The 18,515-nt window shown below is 45.9% G+C and carries 16 protein-coding genes; 5 read left to right on the plus strand and 11 right to left on the minus strand.

The genetic code is table 11. From position 1 onward, the window contains the following. Window positions 1-20: 20 nt before the first annotated feature. From RBH91_RS21885 to RBH91_RS21905, 5 genes are read left to right on the plus strand one after another with little or no spacing between them, the layout of a single operon-like run. On the plus strand, window positions 21-1,103 hold the full coding sequence (locus tag RBH91_RS21885) for a lipoprotein YdaJ (protein WP_307892944.1): 1,083 nt from the start codon (window positions 21-23) through the stop codon (window positions 1,101-1,103). After that, complete coding sequence (locus RBH91_RS21890; RefSeq protein ID WP_076759925.1) at window positions 1,084-1,935, plus strand: diguanylate cyclase domain-containing protein; 852 nt, start codon at window positions 1,084-1,086, stop codon at window positions 1,933-1,935. The genes RBH91_RS21885 and RBH91_RS21890 overlap by 20 nt, the downstream gene beginning before the upstream one ends. Next, on the plus strand, window positions 1,925-3,655 hold the full coding sequence (locus tag RBH91_RS21895; RefSeq protein ID WP_307892945.1) for a DUF2334 domain-containing protein: 1,731 nt from the start codon (window positions 1,925-1,927) through the stop codon (window positions 3,653-3,655). Before RBH91_RS21890 ends, RBH91_RS21895 begins: the two co-directional genes overlap by 11 nt. Further along, window positions 3,648-4,910 carry a glycosyltransferase family 2 protein gene (locus tag RBH91_RS21900; protein ID WP_076759929.1) on the plus strand — a complete coding sequence of 421 codons (1,263 nt, stop codon included), beginning with the start codon at window positions 3,648-3,650 and terminating at the stop codon, window positions 4,908-4,910. Before RBH91_RS21895 ends, RBH91_RS21900 begins: the two co-directional genes overlap by 8 nt. Before the next feature lie 5 nt (window positions 4,911-4,915). After that, window positions 4,916-7,036, plus strand: a complete 2,121-nt coding sequence (locus RBH91_RS21905; protein WP_307892946.1) for a cellulose biosynthesis cyclic di-GMP-binding regulatory protein BcsB — start codon at window positions 4,916-4,918, stop codon at window positions 7,034-7,036. A gap of 45 nt (window positions 7,037-7,081) precedes the next feature. Here the strand turns inward: RBH91_RS21905 and RBH91_RS21910 are convergent, their stop codons facing one another. The 11 genes from RBH91_RS21910 to iolE all read right to left on the minus strand — a co-directional run bounded on the left by RBH91_RS21910 (window position 7,082) and on the right by iolE (window position 18,512). Continuing rightward, window positions 7,082-8,365 carry a valine--pyruvate transaminase gene (locus RBH91_RS21910; RefSeq protein WP_307892947.1) on the minus strand — a complete coding sequence of 428 codons (1,284 nt, stop codon included), beginning with the start codon at window positions 8,363-8,365 and terminating at the stop codon, window positions 7,082-7,084. Further along, window positions 8,362-9,603, minus strand: a complete 1,242-nt coding sequence (locus RBH91_RS21915; protein WP_307892948.1) for a DUF6421 family protein — start codon at window positions 9,601-9,603, stop codon at window positions 8,362-8,364. Before RBH91_RS21915 ends, RBH91_RS21910 begins: the two co-directional genes overlap by 4 nt. Window positions 9,604-9,614: 11 nt before the next feature. Then, window positions 9,615-10,166 (minus strand): prephenate dehydratase domain-containing protein, encoded by a 552-nt coding sequence (locus tag RBH91_RS21920; RefSeq protein ID WP_307892949.1) that lies wholly within the window; start codon window positions 10,164-10,166, stop codon window positions 9,615-9,617. A gap of 1 nt (window position 10,167) precedes the next feature. Next, window positions 10,168-11,445, minus strand: coding sequence for an ATP-grasp domain-containing protein (locus tag RBH91_RS21925; protein WP_307892950.1), 1,278 nt, complete (start codon window positions 11,443-11,445; stop codon window positions 10,168-10,170). After that, window positions 11,402-12,340, minus strand: coding sequence for a DMT family transporter (locus RBH91_RS21930; RefSeq protein WP_076759946.1), 939 nt, complete (start codon window positions 12,338-12,340; stop codon window positions 11,402-11,404). Before RBH91_RS21930 ends, RBH91_RS21925 begins: the two co-directional genes overlap by 44 nt. 201 nt (window positions 12,341-12,541) lie before the next feature. Then, the gene (gene fba, locus RBH91_RS21935) at window positions 12,542-13,420 is read right to left on the minus strand and encodes a class II fructose-1,6-bisphosphate aldolase (RefSeq protein ID WP_307892951.1); all 879 of its coding nucleotides are present in this window, start codon (window positions 13,418-13,420) and stop codon (window positions 12,542-12,544) included. A 21-nt stretch (window positions 13,421-13,441) separates the two neighbouring features. Then, window positions 13,442-14,278 (minus strand): 2-keto-myo-inositol isomerase, encoded by an 837-nt coding sequence (gene iolI / locus RBH91_RS21940; protein WP_307892952.1) that lies wholly within the window; start codon window positions 14,276-14,278, stop codon window positions 13,442-13,444. 65 nt (window positions 14,279-14,343) lie between these two features. Beyond that, the gene (locus tag RBH91_RS21945; RefSeq protein WP_307892953.1) at window positions 14,344-15,210 is read right to left on the minus strand and encodes a sugar phosphate isomerase/epimerase family protein; all 867 of its coding nucleotides are present in this window, start codon (window positions 15,208-15,210) and stop codon (window positions 14,344-14,346) included. A 23-nt stretch (window positions 15,211-15,233) separates the two neighbouring features. Next, window positions 15,234-16,268, minus strand: coding sequence for a bifunctional inositol 2-dehydrogenase/D-chiro-inositol 1-dehydrogenase (locus RBH91_RS21950; protein WP_307892954.1), 1,035 nt, complete (start codon window positions 16,266-16,268; stop codon window positions 15,234-15,236). A gap of 24 nt (window positions 16,269-16,292) precedes the next feature. Continuing rightward, complete coding sequence (locus RBH91_RS21955) at window positions 16,293-17,597, minus strand: MFS transporter (RefSeq protein ID WP_307892955.1); 1,305 nt, start codon at window positions 17,595-17,597, stop codon at window positions 16,293-16,295. Between the two features lie 12 nt (window positions 17,598-17,609). Then, window positions 17,610-18,512, minus strand: coding sequence for a myo-inosose-2 dehydratase (gene iolE / locus RBH91_RS21960; RefSeq protein ID WP_307892956.1), 903 nt, complete (start codon window positions 18,510-18,512; stop codon window positions 17,610-17,612). Between the last annotated feature and the right edge of the window lie 3 nt (window positions 18,513-18,515).

Here is an 18,515-nt window from a genome sequence, read left to right on the forward strand (position 1 = left end):
GCCTAAAGGGAGGTGCGCCCGTGAGGTATGTATTAATTGGTGTGATCTTATGCTTTTTGACCATTAGTCTTTCCGTCGGCTGTGTCAAAGCCGGAAACAAACTTAACAATGACCAAAACAATGAACCGCTCCAGTCAGCCGAGCACTTTATTTATCATCATTTAATGAGTGATCAGGGGCTTATTAAAACCAACCTCTCTGATCCGCCTGTTTACTTATCGGAATCACTCGGCTTGTGGATGGAATTTTTAGTCCGCAAAAAAGACAGTTCCCATTTTCAAGAGCAATATCAGCACCTGACCAAATCCTTTCTCATGGACAACGGCCTGGTGACATGGAAAATTGAAAACGGACAAGCGAGCGCGGCGAACGCCTTGATAGATGATCTCAGAATCATGCTGAGCCTGGATCAAGCAGCCGATTTGTGGGGAAACCGGAAATATAAAAAATCAGCCCGGGAAATCGGCGCCGCTTTAAAAACGCACAACATGAACAACGGGATTTTTACCGATTTTTACGACGCTTCCTCACAAGCGGCGTCGAAGGATATCACCCTTTCGTATATTATGCCTGATGCGTTATCCGTTTTGAAAAAGAATGGGATCATCGATGAAGAGACCGAAGCCCGAAACGCCAATATTCTTTATACCGCTCCTTTAAAAAACGGTTTTTTGCCGAAAACATACAGCACAGAGACGAAGGAATACAGCTATGACAATGAAGTCAGTCTCATTGATCAATTGTATGCGGCTTGGCATTTACAGCCGGGCGATGAAAAAGCCGCGGTTTTGGCGGGTTGGATCAAACAGGAGTTTCAAGCGAACGGAAAACTGTATGGACGGTATTGGGCGGATACCAAAAAACCGGCTGTTCAATACGAGTCTCCATCCGTTTACGCTTTGGCCATTTTGTTTTTAATGAATCAAGCTGAAGACAAAACCGTCATCAAAACGCTTTATGAAAAAATGACTGATTTTGAAATTCTTGATTCGTCCGAAACGTATTATGGCGGATATATGAGCGGCAATGATACACACTCTTTTGACAACCTGCTGCCGTTACTGGCTGAAAGGAAGCTTTTTGATGAAAATATCGTTCACTGATTCACAGAAAATGTTTGCATACATGATCGGGCTCGCGGCGGCTCTTTCTGTATTTATTTATTATGTCTCAGCCGAGCAGTCCGAAGCAGTTTTGATCATTTGTATTACATTTGCCGTCATCGGAGCCGGAATATGGCTTGGACCGATTTACGCGCTGGCGGGGACCATCGTCGTTTTATTTGTTCTCGGAACCTTAATGATGTTTTTGCAAACGAGCCAGGCCGCGGTTTTTCCGCCTGAAGAAGGCCTGCGAATGCTCGTCGTCTGGGGAATGGCCCTTTTGCTGTTTTCCTTTATATCAGGAAGAATTCACGATGTTGCGACTGAGCTTCAGCATTCGGTCAAGCGTCTGCAGTCTGAAATCAAAAGCTTCGTAGCGATTGACAGAGTGACAGGCTTTGATAATCAGCAGAGAATGAAGCTGGAGCTGTCAGAAGAAATGAAGCGCGCGGAGCGGTACGGCAATTCGTTTGTTTTTTTGCTGCTTCAAATGCATTATTTCAAGGAATTTAAATCGCTGTACGGAGAAAAAGAAACCGATCGTCTCTTTCAATTTGTCAGCAGCCAAATCAGATCTTGTGTACGGGAAACGGACAAGAAATTCCGCCCCTCTGAAGAACGATTCGGCATCGTGCTGACACACACGCCGGCTGAACATATGCCTGCTGTCCTGGCAAAGTTGAAAAAACAGCTGGACACGTACCAGCTGCAAAATGGCAAGTATGTCACCTTAACCTTCCATGTGTGCTACTTGACATATCGAAAAGATTTGAAGACGGCTGAGCAATTTTTAGAAGAACTGGAGAATGAGATGATGATGAATGAACTATAAGCGAATATCCCTTGTATACGCAGCAGTGCTCATACTCTCAGCCGTTTTTTACAGACCGGATTCCGCCGCAGCGAAGCAGGAGAATGGCGGAATTCTCATCATCTATTCGACCTTGGATGGAAAAGAATCGTCCGATGTGAAAATGCTCGATCTGATCGCAGGCCATTTCTCGTCCCGTGTCACTGTCAAAAAAGATGCTGATGTTAAGCAAACGGATCTCACAGAGAAAAAGCATATCATCTATTACGGCCAAACAAAAAGAAAGCTGAACAAGCAGCTTGTGTCACAGATCAGCGCCTGCAAAACACCCGTGATTGCGATCGGCTATAACGCCGGGCAATTCAGCCAATTTTTCGGTCTTTCGCTGACAAGCAAAGACAGTGTATACCAAGTCCGCAGCACGAGCGAAAAAAGCGAAGCCTCATTGGAAAGCGGGCTCAAAGTTCTCGACGTATCAGGACTGAAGGGGAAGGCATTGTACACATACACATCTGCTGATGGGAAAGCTCACCCTTTTGTATGGAAAACCGACAAAGCAAACGTGTATATCGGCTTAACAAACCTGTTAAACAACAACCTGCTTGTGGCGAAACAGCTCAGAGAAGCATTTGGGGAGACGACAGGGAACACACTCTTATATTTGCGGCTGGAGGACATCAGTCCGATGTCAGATGAAAAATTGCTGCTGCAAGCGGGGTCCTATCTGCATGAAAGAAACATTCCTTTTATCCTGTCTGTTATTCCGGTTTACCTGAATCCTAAAACAGGCGATAAAGTCTATCTGTCTGATAAACCGAAGTTGGTCAAAACGTTGCGAAAACTGCAAGACATGGGAGGCAGCGTGGTTGTTCACGGATATACGCATGCCTACCGCTACAGTGAAACCGGGGAGGGCTTCGAATTTTGGGATGCCGAGGCTGACCAGCCGATCACATCGCAAAACGCGGAGGATGCCCCATCCCTTTTAAAAAAAGAACAGGACTTTCCGAATGAAGCGGCTTATAACAATTATTTGAAGCCGTTCAGAAAAAACGAAGAAACGTATACGCGGCAAAAGCTGACTCGCGCTATTGAGGATTTAACCGCTGAAGGGCTGTATCCGTTAGCATTTGAAGCGCCGCACTATACGATGTCAGAGCACGGTTATCAAATCACCTCACAGTACTTTTCAAGCATTATCGGCCAAGTCCAGCTTAGTGATGAAACGTGGAAAACTTCCGGTACGGGGCCGTTTGTGACGAAGCCCGCCATGCTGCATGGGATGACGCTGTATCCTGAAACACTCGGCTATGTCGATGCATCAGATCCGAATCCGCTCGGCGATGTCGAGGACAATATCTCACAAATGATCGATTTTGAAGGCGGAGTAGCCGGAGCATTTTACCATCCTTATCTTGGGATGGAATATCTGCCTGAGCTTATTGATCAAATGGAACGCATTCCGAACAGCGAATGGCTTGATTTAAAGAAAACAAAGCAAACGGTTAAAACAGACAAAGTGGTCATTCACACGAATGGAGATGGAACCATTCAAGTAAAAAGCAAGGTGAATGCCGTTGAGGAGTTTTTCGACCATCATCAGCAAAGCCCCCTGGAAAAGGCGCTTTGGATTCTCTCAAGCGTTGTGCTCTTGTTTGTCGCCATGTTTTTGAGCTACACCCTTTACTTGAGAGCCACATTAAAAAAACGAATTTTTAAGGAGAGAAAAAGCCGTGGGTAATGTTCTGTTCTTTATCTCGTTAAGCTTAATATGGGCCATGCTGGTGTACCACATGTTTCTGATGCAGGGCGGGTTCCGCCACTACATGACCTACGAACTGAACATTCCAAAGTGGAAAGAGAACCTGAAAGACCTTCCGAAGGTCAGCGTTCTGATTCCGGCGCACAATGAAGAAGTTGTGATTCGGCAGACGCTGAAAGCGATGGTCAACCTCTATTACCCGAAGGACCGACTGGAGATCATCGTCATCAATGACAATTCCTCCGACCGGACAGGCGACATCGTCAATGAGTTTTCCAGACGATACGGTTTCATTAAAATGGTGGTCACCAAACCGCCCTATGCGGGAAAAGGAAAATCCTCGGCCCTCAATTCCGGTTTTGCCGAATCGAACGGGGATGTTATTTGTGTATATGACGCCGACAACACACCGGAAAAAATGGCTGTTTATTACCTTGTTCTCGGTTTGATGAATGACCGTAAGGCCGGCGCCGTGGTGGGGAAATTCCGCGTCATTAATGCGGCGAAAACATTGCTGACAAAGTTTATTAACATTGAAACGATCTGTTTTCAATGGATGGCGCAGGGCGGAAGATGGAAATGGTTCAAAATCGCCACGATCCCCGGCACCAACTTTGCCATCCGCCGGAGCATTATCGAACGGCTCGGCGGATGGGACGACAAAGCGTTGGCCGAAGATACCGAGCTGACGATCCGCGTATATAACCTCGGCTACCATATCCGTTTCTTTCCGGCTGCCGTTACATGGGAGCAGGAACCGGAAACGTGGAAGGTGTGGTGGCGCCAGCGGACACGATGGGCGCGCGGCAATCAGTATGTCGTCCTGAAGTTTTTAGCGCAGTTTTTCAAGCTGAAACGCAAGCGGATTGTTTTTGATTTGTTTTATTTCTTCTTTACGTATTTTTTATTTTTCTTTGGCGTGATCATGTCAAACACGATTTTTGTGATTAATTTATTTTATGATTTGCACTTGTCGGTCGGTTTTTTGTCAATGCTCTTGTGGATTTTGGCTTTCTTCCTCTTCATGACAGAGGTCATGATTACGCTGAGCATTGAAAAAACAGAAATGAACAGGCAAAACTTTTTCATCGTCTTTCTGATGTACTTTACATACTCACAGGCGTGGATTGTGCTCGTGATTTATTCATTATTCGTAGAAATCAAGCATCGTCTGTTCAAGCAAGAAGTGAAGTGGTACAAAACAGAACGATATAATCAAAAGAAAAGCGGGTGACTTTTTTGAAACATGCAATCATATGTCTCGCAGGCGTCCTGCTGGCGGCGATGACAGGACAAGCAGCCTTAGCCAAGGACATCGAAGTGGACGGCTCTATTTTGAAGGAAAACAGCGGCGAACAAGCCAAGGAGCAAATGCTCACGAACGATCTCATCACAATGTACGGTGCAAAGGATTCGACAGAGCTGACATATCAAATCCCGGCGGGTGCATCCTCCTCCCATCAGCAGCTTTGGCTTGAATACGAAGCATCAGACCTTTTAATTGCCCCCTCCTCTCTGACGGCAGAGGTCGATGGCGAACCGGTCCAATCGGTCAAGCTTGACGGAAATGCCGAACGGAAAAAATTGAAGCTTTCGCTGAGCAAAAGCCAGTCATCCCAAGGCTTTCACAGCTTATCACTGAAGTTTTACGGAGTGGTGAAAGAAGGCGTCTGCGTCAGACAGGACTCATCTGGCAACTGGATCAAAATTTATCCGGACAGCCGTCTGACATTGGGAGGCAAAAGCCTAGCAAAAGGTGCAACACTTGAACATTATCCGTATCCCTTTGCCCAATCGGGAAACACCGCGGAAGAAACCGCAATCGTCATTCCGGATGATCCAAGTTCTGCCGAAATAGAAGCAGCGGTCAAAACGGAAAGCTATCTTAAAACGGTTGACAACAGTGTCAGCATTTCATACCTGAACGAATCGGACGTGACGCGCATCGACAGGCCGACGATTTTGATCGGTGTTCAACACCATTGGCGCGGCAAGGTGAAAAAGCTTTTGAAACAAGACCGGTTGGAAGCGCAAGGTGAAAAGCTTTTGCTCGCGGAGCGGGTGCTCAAAGCAAAGGACAGACAGCAGCCTGTACTGTTTGTCACCGCCAAATCGGATGATGTCCTGTCTGAAAAAATCAACGTGATTACCGATAAAACGTACACCGGCCAGCTGAGCGGAGAAACTCTGGCCATCAGCAAACTTCAACAGCATAAAAATCGGGATCGCAATAAGCTGACGCTTGAGGATTTCGGGGCGGGGGATTTAACGATCGGCTCTGACCAAACCTCTTCGGAGCATTATTATTATCCCACTCCGGCGATTTTAGACAAGAATCAATCTGCCAAGCTGTCTCTTGCATTGAAAACATCAAAAACGATTCAAAAATCGGCGGACAATAGCGATTTGTCTGCTAAAAAGGCAGAGCTGAAGGTCATGATCAATGGCCAGCCTCATTCCATCGGACTTGATGATTTAGGAAAAGAAGACAAAAACGGCTTTTATCATGTTACATTAAAAGTCGATCCGAAGCTTTTGCAAAAAAACCGTTACATCGATATTCAATTTGCCGCTTCAGGCTTGAAAGAAAACAATCCTTGCTACACGACAGACGAAGACAAATGGGTTTTTATTGATAAAAGCAGCACCATGTCTTACCCTGCCAGCAGCTCGGCAGCGGCTGCCGATTTTCAAGATTGGCCGCTTCCCTACGCGGGAGATCAGGACAAACCAACTCTGATTGTCCTCCCTGACGACGTAAATCAAGCGAAGCTTCATGAACTTTCACTTGTGACGGATTCCTTCGGAAGTGAAGCCCTGCAGTCATTCACAGTAAGAAAATCCTCTGAAGTCAAAGCGAAGGACGCGAAAGGCAAAAACTTAATATTCATCGGCGGCGTGGATCAGTTTTCTCTTCTGAAGGAGAAAGCATCTGAACTGGCTGTGGAGACGAAAAACGGGTCGCTCGATGTGTCATCATTTCAAATGCTAAATGAAACAACAAAACGAGTCGCGTTTACCCAAACATCGCTGTGGGATTCAAATTACTCGATGGCTGTATTTGCACCGTTTAATGGGAAAAGCACCGCGGTCACAAAAGAATTGATCAGCTTTCTGGACAGCAATGATCACACTGCGACCGTCATCAATGAAACGGACAGCCAGCAGCTGTTCACAAATCACCAGCAGCTCACAGCAAAAACAAGCGGAACACAGACGGAGGATACGAAGAAAAGCAGTCAGCAAAATCTGCTGTACATCGGGATTCTAGTGTTGATCTTGGTGATAGCTGTCATTCTGATTTTGATAACGGTAAGGCGCAGAAAGAGAAAGACGGCTACCGGAAGCGTTGAAGAATAAGACAGGGTCTACTACCCCTGTCTCTTCTTTTTTTTAGCGGATCAATCACATCACTTTTTGTTCATACATCTCCTTCACAACCCTAGCCAAAACATCAATTCCCCTTTTTATATCTTCATCCGCTGCCGTTAAGCTGATTCGAATGCATTGGTTCGCATGAGGCATGTGCCCTATTTCATGATGAAAGAAAGATGAGCCCGGGACGATGATGACACCGTTCGCTTTCAATTGCTCATACAGTTCTGCATCGGCTGCGGGGAAGTCTTCAAGCCACAGCCATCCGAAAAGCGAGCCTTCTCCTTTATGCAGATACCATTTGATATCTTTTGGCATTGTACAATGCAGCGTTTCCTTGAGCAGCGTAAATTTGTTCTGATAATAAGCCCTCACTTCATTTTGCGAAACGGCGGCGAGGCGCCCGTCATCCAATACAGAAGCCGCCATATATTGTCCCAGCCTTGAAGAATGAATCGCCGTATTTGACTGAAAAGCCTCCATTGCCTGAATATATCGGGCAGGCCCGATGGCGATTCCGATTCTTTCTCCAGGCAGGCCGGCTTTTGAGAGGCTCATGCAATGAATGATTTGATCATTGAAAACCGGTTCCATGTCTATAAAATTAATCGCCGGAAAAGGCGGGGCATATGCAGAATCAATGAGCAGCGGAACATTGGCTTCACGGCAGGCGTCTGCAATGAAGACAACATGTTCTGCAGATAATATATTTCCGCAAGGATTGTTCGGGCGTGAGAGTATAACAGCCCCGATGTGCGGGTCGGTCCGCATTCTTTCTAAAAACCCCTCTCGATTCAGCTCATAGCGGAACGTGTGATCATCTAATATCGAAATGATTGGGGGAATTCCTTCAATGATGTCCCGCTCCAGCGCCACACCGCTGTATCCCGAATAGTCGGGAAGCATCGGAATTAAGGCCTTTTTCATCATGGAGTCGCTTCCCACCCCGCAAAACGAATTGACGGCCAGGAAAAACAGCTGCTGGCTTCCCGCCGTGATCAGCACATTTTCCTTTTGTATATCAAACTGATACCGCTCCGAAAAGAAACGGACAACACTTTGAATCAGTTCGTCCGTTCCATAGCTTGACCCGTATTGGCTGATGATCGAAGGAAAATGCTCGTCCTCGAGCAAGCCGGCTAAAGCAGACTTCCACATCGAGGAGACTCCCGGCAGAATCATCGGATTGCCCGCGCTTAAATTGATATATTGCCGCTCTCCGCCGGCCAGAACTTCCTGAATATCGCCCATCACCGCTCTGACCCCTGTCTTTTCATTCATTTTCCGGCCAATGTTGCTTAGCCTCAGATTCAATGTTTCAACCCCTCATCTTGTTTAAATCGCAAATAAGGTGTTTCGATTGCATTGTTTGTTTCATGAATAAAATATTGAACAGGAACACTAAAACGTTCTCCTTCACCGCCCGGCGGCAAATACCGCCTCACATAGCTTTCAGCCGCTTTCTTATAAGCCAAATCATCTTCTGTCTCTTCCAGCTCTTCTATTTCGGCAACAAGCTTCTTCAAATCGTTCATACACAAACGAAGATCAAGTGACACAGGCTTCTCTTTTCCTCTTTGAATGGAACGGCCGTTTTCAATGATCCAGCTGAACAGAAAAAAACCCGTCCCTGAATCAAAGTTTTGTGTGGCATTATGCTGGCTCGGATACCGCAGGAGCCGCTCGAACAAGACAAATTCGATAATTTCTTCCCAATAGTCATATTGCCGTTCTGAGAGAGCCAAAATAGACTGGCAATCCACTTTAATTTCCTCTAATATTCCCGCAAAAAAATTCATTTTCGCTTGAATGTGTTGATGAAACGGCTTTTTCCCGCAGTGGTGATAATAGTCATGCAGATAACCCCAAAGGACCCTCGCCTCATATGTTCGGTCTGGGTGCAGATTCGCAGATTTGAAAGGAACATTTTCAAAAATGGCCTGTGCTCTCTTCAGCGTGTCCCCATGATAAATTTGATAAAACTTATTAAAGTAAAAGATGGCAAACGTCTGCGTTGTGATTTTCTCTTTCGTCTTGACATTTTCCGGGAAGAAGACGATGCATTTTTCTTCTGTAAAGCCTTTTGTTCCGGCGAGAAGTTTTAAAGATTGACAGCCGTTTTCCGGATGCGGCATCTCTTCTTCAATCGGCCTCATCATGGCCGGCTCTTCTCGAATAGCTAAAAAGGCTTCAAAAAAACAGCCTTTTGCATGCGGACCGTTAGGCGTAACGATGGGAGCCGCAAAGAAGGTGGTGTCTTTGTCATTCGGCGGACGGTAAGCCGTTAATAATCTGTCAAAAAACGGCGTTTTTTCCAGACCGCGGCTGATCCAATCCAACACATCCTGTTCAAATGCTTGGGCGGCCGCTTTTAAATGAACCGCCTCATATATGATTCCCGCGTCTTTGATCAATTGCAAAAGCAGTTGTTCCGCTCTCCTTTGATGCTCCACAATCTGTCCTTCTTCATTTTGGTATGTTTGCAGTTCATGAATCTGCGGCACAATTTGTTCATTCACCATGTTTACAATGTCGCGCGTCAATGTCGGCATCGGCTTCCTCCTCATATTTTTTTAAGCCCGTGAATGGTGAAACACATCGGCACTTCTCCGAAATCTTTTATGATTTGCAAGTTATTTTCATCAGCTGCTTTAATCGTTGTAATACAGCCGTCAGCCGCATTGGAAGCGCAGACCAGCGCCGCTTGGGCATTGCTGGTGACCAATTGGACATGGTCGCTGAATAGCTTCGCAAGGTGAGCCGGTGCAGGATGTGAAGCGACTGTTTTAATCTCCGTTTCACTCGTGTTTGGTTTTGCGGCAAAAACCATGCTGTATGTCGGCATGACAAAACTGTCAATGATTTTTAAATCCAATAAATTCTCAAATACAATATTATGCAAAAACGGATAAACAGCACAGCCTAAAAGGACCGAATTTTCAGTTATTTTAACATGAAGCAATGCTTCTTCAAGGGTTTCATAAAGCCTGACTTCTCCACGCAATCCTTGGTTTTTCAGCCAAAGCCGGCCGGCTTTTTCACAATTCGTACCCTTTGGGCCTAATGTATGGACAATCATTACTGCTTGCTCTTCCTGCACTTTAGTCGGGATCATTTTAACCTCCTATTGTACCCGTCAAATTATTTTGATATATGATGGTAAGCTCATCATTCAGCCTCTGATAAAAAGCCTCGCATTCTTCATATGAATCATGGCTTGTTAAAATAAACCCCGGATACCCGGAAAAATGCGGATACGGCAGAATCTCGGCGCCGGTGTTAAAAAATTGAAACACCCGTTTGACATCCGGTCTTTTTTTCACCGTTTCAAGCCCGTCTATTTTTTCAAATGTACCCGCCCCTTGAACGGGAATGATGTAATTGCCTGCCGTCTTCTTAGGGTGGATCTGCCCTGTGAATTGATGCTCCTCCAGCGGTTTAAAGGCATTTTGTATGACTAATTGCATGAAGTTGATTCCTGTACTTTCTTTAACAATGTAATGGGAGACACCAGAGCCGCCGATTCTTGCGCCTACTTCAATGACATAAGGCTTTCCGTCCTTGTCCAGCCTTAATTCTGTATGGGCCGGCCCTTGGTGAATGCCCAATGCTGAAACGGCTCCTTCCACCTCCCTGATGATCGACAGACGGCACTCTTCATCCAACCTGGCCGGAGCAATATAGACGCCTTCTTCAAAGAACGGTCCCTTGCTGTCCCCTTTATAGCCGATCGACAAAACATGCACCTTTCCTTGAATCGATAATGTTTCAATCGCAAACTCAGGCCCGTCAATAAATTGCTCTGCCACAATGCCGCTTTTCCCCTGCACAAACTGACTGAGCTCCCCTCGGTTAACAGCCTCCACCTTTTGAATGGCTGCCTTCAGCTGTTCCCGGTCATCGACCCGAACGACGCCCTGGCTTGAAAAACCGTTGATCGGTTTTACGATTAAAGGATATGTCAATCTTTCGTCTTTCAAGTCATCGATCGTATGTACTTCGTAGAAGAGAGGTGTATTCAGCCCGTTTTGCTGAAGGATGCTGCGGGTTTGATTTTTATTCCGGCAATTTTCAATCGCTTGTAAAGGGAGCCCTGGGAGAAGAAGGACTGCCGCCGCTTTTGCCGTAAAAGGCAAGGCAGGCTCAAACAACGTCATGATGCCGTCAAACGGAGATTCGACAAATGTTTGCTGAACAATCTCCATTGCCGATTGCTCGTCTTCAAACAGCGGAATCGCCACACTCCGGTCAACGGCCGGGAGATTTCCCGGACAATCTTCTGCTGCATTGTAAAAGAACGTAATCTTCACGCCTAAACTTTCCGCTTCTTCAAAAATAAATGGCAAATGCTTATTTTGACAAATGATGGCCAAGTGTTTGTTTAGCTTCGTCAATTTTCGCTATCCTCTCTTCTTTTTTTAAGTTAATGAACATCACACCGAATATGACAAGCAATGTTCCTAAATAAATATTGGCATTCAATTTTTCATCTAAAAATAAAAATCCGATATAGAGAGCGATGACTGGGGAAATAAACAGGTGGGAAGTCGCTTTTGAAATATGCCACTTTTTCAGCAAATAAATATTGATCCAAAATCCCAATATCGATCCGACAACCGCTAAATACAACAAGGCAAACAGGCTGACACCGGAAAACGTCCTTGTGCCGCTTTCCAGCATTAAACTGCTGAGGAGCAAAATGATTCCGCCGCTTAACATCGACAGAGAGTTAAAGCTCAAGATCGGCAGCGACTGGATTTTCTGCTGTACTTTAATTTGTATAAAAGCGGAGCCAAACATCGCGCACAAAATGACGATCATCGCAATGATTTCAATGAAATCGACCTTAATCAGCAGCTGATTGCCAAAAACAACCGTGATGCCAAGTAAAGCGAGGCATATCCCCCACTTTTGCAATTTGGTTGCAGGCGTTCCTTTGACTAAACGATTGATGATCAGGGCAAAAACAGAGATGCTGGCCGCCAAAATGGAAACCAATCCGCTCGGCAAATAAACAGAAGCCCAGTAAACCGAACCGAAAGGGATGGAAAAATACATGATGCCGTTGAAAAAAGAGAGTACGAGCAATTCTTTTGAAAACACAAATTGTCTGCGCATGAAAAGAAATGCGGCAATGATGACGCTTGCGATCATAAATCTCATGCCGGCGGACCAAAACGGAAGGCTGTCGCTCAGGCCGACCTTTTGAAAAGCCCAGGTCGTTCCGCCGATTAAACATAAAACACTAAATAAAATATGAACCCGAAACTTCAAAACGTTTGCTAGCATAGTCACTTCACCTTATTTTGTTATCGTCTTGCTGTACGTATTTTTCAGAAAATACATTCTTTTCTGATCAGAATGGAGTACGAGGGAAATTATAACTATTATATCAATTATAGTCAATATAAATGTGGAACTTTTAGTATTCCTTTACAATAAAAAAACACTCACTATGGCAAGTGAGTGCCGGGAAGTTTCATATTAAAATCAGACTTTGATTTCTTGGGTGTATGCGGCTTTTCCGGAAGAGCCAAACTCTCTCATTTTCAGCTTTACCGTTTCCTTGACGGCGCTGATCCCCGGCGTCATATAGGCGCGCGGTTCATATAGGTCCAGATTGTCTTTGAACATGCTGCGGGTTTTATCGGTCCAGGCCACCATACATTCAGTATTAATGTTAATTTTTGCATGGCCGAGCCGGATGGCCTTTGCAATTTGGTCAGTCGGGATTCCCGAAGCCCCATGAAGAACAAGCGGGATGTCTGTCACCCGTGAAATTTCTTCCATTTCTTTAAATCCTAAATTAGGCTCTCCTTGATATTTACCATGGACAGAGCCGAGAGCGGCAGCCAACGCGTCAATATCGGCTTCTTTGACCAGGCGTTCACATTCATGGATGTCGGCGTACTTTACTCCCCCGATGAGCCCGTCTTCCATTCCGCCTACAGTACCCACCTCTGCTTCAACTGAAACGTTGTATGGCCGGGCATAGGCTGCGACCTCTTTTGTCATCGCGATATTTTCATCGATCGGAGAATGTGAACCGTCAATCATCACTGAACTAAAGCCTGCGTCGATTGCTTTTTTGCAGCGCTCCGGACTGTTTCCGTGATCAAGGTGCAATACGACAGGAACGGTAATCGACATTTCTTCAACCAATGCTGCAACCATACCGGCAACTGTCTTAAACCCGCCCAAATAATCGATGAGCCGGTCTGAGGCAGCCGCAATAACAGGTGACCGCTCTTCTTCCGCCGCTTGTAAAATCGCCTTTGTCCATTGAAGGCCGTTTATATTGAACTGGCCGATTGCATAATGCTGTTTCTTTGCTTCTCGAAGAAGATTCTTCATGGATACGAAAGCCACGTTCACCCCTCCTATCTCGTGTTACATCTCGAAGTATTTCGACACAACGTCAACCGTTGTTTCCTTGGCCTTTTGAATCGTTTCTTCCGCACTCAGCTTATAATATTCAGGCCTGAACAATTCAACCGATACAACGTCTGAAAAACCGATTTCCTTTAAAACGGATAGATGTCCATCCAAGTCAATCGCCCCCTGTCCAGGCCATACACGGTCTTCATCCCTTAAAAAGCCGATCGGAAAATCTTCTGTATCATCGATGTGATAAATAAAAATTTTCTTTCCGTCCGCCTGCTTCAAGTCTTCAAGATTTGAGCCCATGGCATGGAAGTGGAAGCTGTCAAACACAAGCCCGACATTATCGCGGTTGACCGTGTTTACGATATCGTAAGCCTGTGAGAAAGTATTGACAGTACATTCCGGATGCCCGACAAACTCAAGGGCAATCTTCACGCCGTACGGCTCGGCGATATCGGACAGCTCAGTCAAGACGCTGACAGCGCTTTTTTTGATGTCTTCTTTGAGGATTTTCTGTTCTGTGACAAGCGGAACGGCGACCACATATTTCACACCGAGCGCCTTGCAGGTTTTCATCATATCTTTGAATTCGGCGATGATCTCCCGGTGTCCCTGCTCATCGCGGTTATTGAAGAAAACTAAAGCATTTAATGCAAGCGGTTTAATATGATGCATTTGAAAATACTCCGCCAATTCTGATAGAGAATGGTCTTTTAAATACTCAGGCAGCTTATCCATCGTCCGGATTTCGATATAATCGTATCCATGCTTCTCACAGTATTCGAGGTCCTTTGCAAGGTTTGAATTTTCCAACGTCGTTGCTTCATTAAAGCATAACTTCATATTAGATTCTCCTTATCTCATATCCTTGTGAAGAGAGAGTTCAGCATGGCGCCGAACTCAGCGGCTTATCCTAATAGTTCCTGTTTCAATTTTTCAAGCATGAATCTGCTTGATTCATCAGCTCTTTTGTCGACCCAAGCAAAAACGGCATTAGTCGCAATTCCGTCGAACTTCATCTCTCTCAGCTTTCTGAAAATCGTATTAAAATCGACCTCGCCTTGACCAATGTCCAAATGCTGGTGAACTGTTACTTTTGCGTCAGGCGGATTGACGATGTAGCGAAGGCCATGAGCCGCTTTATGATTATAAGTATCTGCAAATAAAACATGTGTGAGGCGGTCGCCGGCTTCGACAAACATTGTCTCGATGTCGCCTTTGCCGTCATCATAGAAGAATGTATGCGCAGTCGAGTAGACAAGATTAATCCAATCCTTGTCAAGCGCGCGGATCATATCCATCGCACCTTTGTGTGTTTCGATAAAATCGTATGGATGGGCTTGAAGATTGAGTTTAATGCCTTCTTTTTCAAAGACTGGCAGAAGCTCATCCATGGATTTGATAAATTTTTCTTCGCTTGTTAAAGGATCGTATTTTGAACCGCTGAATTCGCTGTTCATCAAATCGACTTCAAGCTCAACCGCAATTTCGATTGCCCTTTTCCAATTGCGCACCGCTGCCTGACGGCGATCTTCATCAGGACCTGCCCAGTGGTAAAGCGGAAGGAGCGATGAAAGCTTAACACCGGTATCTCTTAAAAGCCGCTTTAATTGTTTGATTTTAGCTGAATCGACTTTCGGATATTTATAGAATGGACAAAAATCTTCGCGCGGCGATAGTTCGATATATTCGTAGCCAAGCTCCGCCGTTTTATAGACCGTTTCCTCCAAAGTTAAATCATCACGATACATCGATGGATCCAATGCTAATTTCATACTTTTCACTCCTCGGGAAATTTTTATTTTTTAACAGTTGTAAACGTTTGATAGAATTCCGGTTTCTCTTGAAGCGTCACAGGTTCTTTCTGTCCGGATTCCTGAGCTTTTACACAGGCGTCCGTCGTCACGGCGGCGATATAGCCGTCCCATGCAGTCGGCCCGCTGACCTCGCCTTTCTGTTGGATCGAGTCAATGAAATCTTGGATTTCCACATCGTAAGCGTCTACAAAACGGCGCTGCCAATCCATAAGGATATCTGTCGAGAATTTGCCGTCTTTTCTGAGAAAGATGCTTGATGGTTCAGGAAGTTTCACGATTCCGTCTTCGCCGACGACTTCACACTGGATATCGTAGCCGTATTTGCAGTTGACATAGATTTCCGCATTGATCACGACTCCGCCTTTTGTTTCGATGATAACGATTTGCGGATCACGCAAATGAGGAAGCGCGTTTTTCGATTTTTTCGGATAGATGACTTGAACGGACTCGTAGTCATCATTGATCAGCCAGTGAAGGGCGTCTATTTCATGGACAAGCGTATCGACAACAGCCATATCTGTTGTGTAGTTGTCGCCTACAACCGGGTTGCGGTGCGCACAGTGGATCATGAGGGGCTCGCCGATGACACGGTTGTCGATCGCTTCTTTCAGCTGTACGTAACCGCTGTCATAACGGCGCATAAAGCCGACTTGAACGAGACGTTTGCCCGCTTTGATTTCTTCATTGACGATCCGCATGCATCCATCCGCAGTCGTCGCCAGAGGCTTTTCACAAAATACAAATTTGTTTGCTTTAATCGCTTTCAAAACGCTTGATTCATGTGCCGGTCCCCAGCTTGTTACTAAGACTGCGTCTACATTTTCGGCTGCGATTAAACTGTCGTCATCCGGATAGACCTTGGCGTTCAGGCTGTAGTCCGTTACAACTTGCTGAGCTGCCTCCTGGTTTACATCGGTGACCGCGACAATTTCTCCGCCGGCTAATTTATTCGTGATGCGGTTGATGTGTTCTTTTCCGATTGCTCCTGTACCTATAACCCCAATGCGTAGTTTCATTGATAGCCACTCCTTCAAAAGTAGTTACATAATTTTTCTTGTCTGTACTCGCTTAGCTTGAGCTGGAGGAGTTCCATACAGCTCTTCCTGAATTTGTTCAAGCGACTTGCCGGATGTATTCGGTGCAAAAACAAGCCCGATGATCATGCTGGCTGTTACACAGCCAAGGAGAATGGCCGCCATAAACGCAATTCCAAAATTCGAGATAATCATTGGAACGAAAAGGCTCCAAGCCCCGATTGAGATACGAACGAGGAAGAACATCAACCCTTGTGCAGATGCGCGATATTTCGTCGGGAAAATTTCACTCGCCCATAATTGATAATTGGCCTGTTGCCCGGCCCCATTGTTTATGCCGATCATCACGATAAAGAGGATGAGAATCGGCATGCCCTCTGCCGGAAGCAGAAACAATGACCAGCCGATCACCGCCGCAAATGCGGAGATCCCAAACACTGTCTTCCTGTATTTGTCTGCAAATGGCATGAAGATAAAAGCGACGCCAAGCCCGGTGAAAATAAACAGCCCCATCTGCAAAATGTTTGCCATGGTCGCTGACACATCGCCGACCTGCTGATAAATGTAAGGCATAAAAAACCCCATGACACCTGCAGCCAGATTCCAAACCAAGTACACGCCCATTAAGAATAAAATGCTTTTCAAATACTTAGGCTGAAGCAAATCGAGATAAGACGTCTTCGGCTTCCTGACGGCTTGAGCCGATTCGGATTGATCCTGCCAGGCATCGGATTCCGGCAGCCTTTTGCGCAGAACATAGGTGATCAATGCGATAACGAGCAAATGCCCAAACACGATTTTATTGCCCAATAAGCCTAAATCACCAAGCAGGACCGACAGCAGCAGGACCACAACCGCTCCCGCAGCCCATGCGACTTGCGCAACGCCGCAATGACGAGCCCGGTTTTTCTTAGGTGCGTTCTCTGCGATAATCGTCCAGGAAGCCGTAATATCAGCTCCTACCGATAAACCGATGATAATGTAACCGCTTAACAAAATGGGGAAACTGGCGCCGAACAATACTAAACAAATCCCCAGTGCATAAACCAGCATACTGTTCGTATAGACAGCTTTCCGGCCAATTTTGTCAGCCAAAAAGCCTCCGAGCAGCGCTCCGATTGCTGCTGAGATGGCGTTGGCGCTAAATGCGCCGAGCAGACCGATCTGTGTATCTGAAAGCTTCAGGTAGCTGACCCATAATGATAAACCTGCCGATCCCGCTACAATGGAGCCTGCGTCAATGTAATTTGCCAGAGCTGCCGCGACGGTTCGTTTATTGAATGGTGAGACTGCTGCATTTCCATTGCTCAATTTAGAGCCCCCTTAATTGGTTGCTGCGGCATTCAACAAGTGACGATCAATGTATTTTCTAGCGATCAATGCGTATTCAAGCGGATTGGCAACATCGGGATCCTGCTCGGCTTCCACAACAATCCAGCCGGAATAGCCGTGCTTTAAAAGCTTTTGATACACTTTTCTAAAATCGATGCAGCCATCGCCTGGAACTGTGAACATCCCTTGCAAAAACGCCTGTTGAAACGATTTTCCTTCCTGCTTGCATTTCTTCATGATATTGAGGCGCGCATCTTTAAAATGAACGTGTTGAATACGGTCGATATGCTTTTCAAGAATGTTCATATAATTTCCGTCGGAAATGTAGGCATGCCCTGTGTCATAAAGAAGGTGCACGAGCGCCGGGTCAGTTCCCGCCATGAGCCGGTCCACTTCCTCCTCCGTCTGCACACCTGTGCCGAGGTGATGATGATAGACAAGCTTCAGTTCATGCTCGCCTGCGATTTTTCCAAGATGGTTCAATCCATCGCATAGCATCTGCCATTCCTGATCAGTGAAATAAGGCTTTTCTTTAAATACATTCTTATCCAGAGATTGTACACTGTAGGTTTGTTCGGATACGACCGCAACATCTGCATGGAGTTCTTTCAAGCACTCGCAATGGGCCGTAAATTCCTTGGCCGCCTCTTCTATGCCGTCCCGAATAATATAGCTGCTGAACCACTTGCCTGCAATTTTGAGATTTCTCAGCTCAAGCTCTTTATTGAGAATGGCCGGTTCCGGAAAAAAGCCGCCCACTTCCGTGCCTTGAAAGCCTGCAACGACAATGTCGCTCAGCAAATGCTGAAGCGTATTGCCCGCGCCGATTTCCGGAATATCATCGTTCCGCCATCCTATGGGGGCGATGCCCCATAGAATTTCTGTCTTGCCCATCCT

Source organism: Bacillus swezeyi, from assembly GCF_030908325.1.
Taxonomy (GTDB): domain Bacteria; phylum Bacillota; class Bacilli; order Bacillales; family Bacillaceae; genus Bacillus; species Bacillus swezeyi.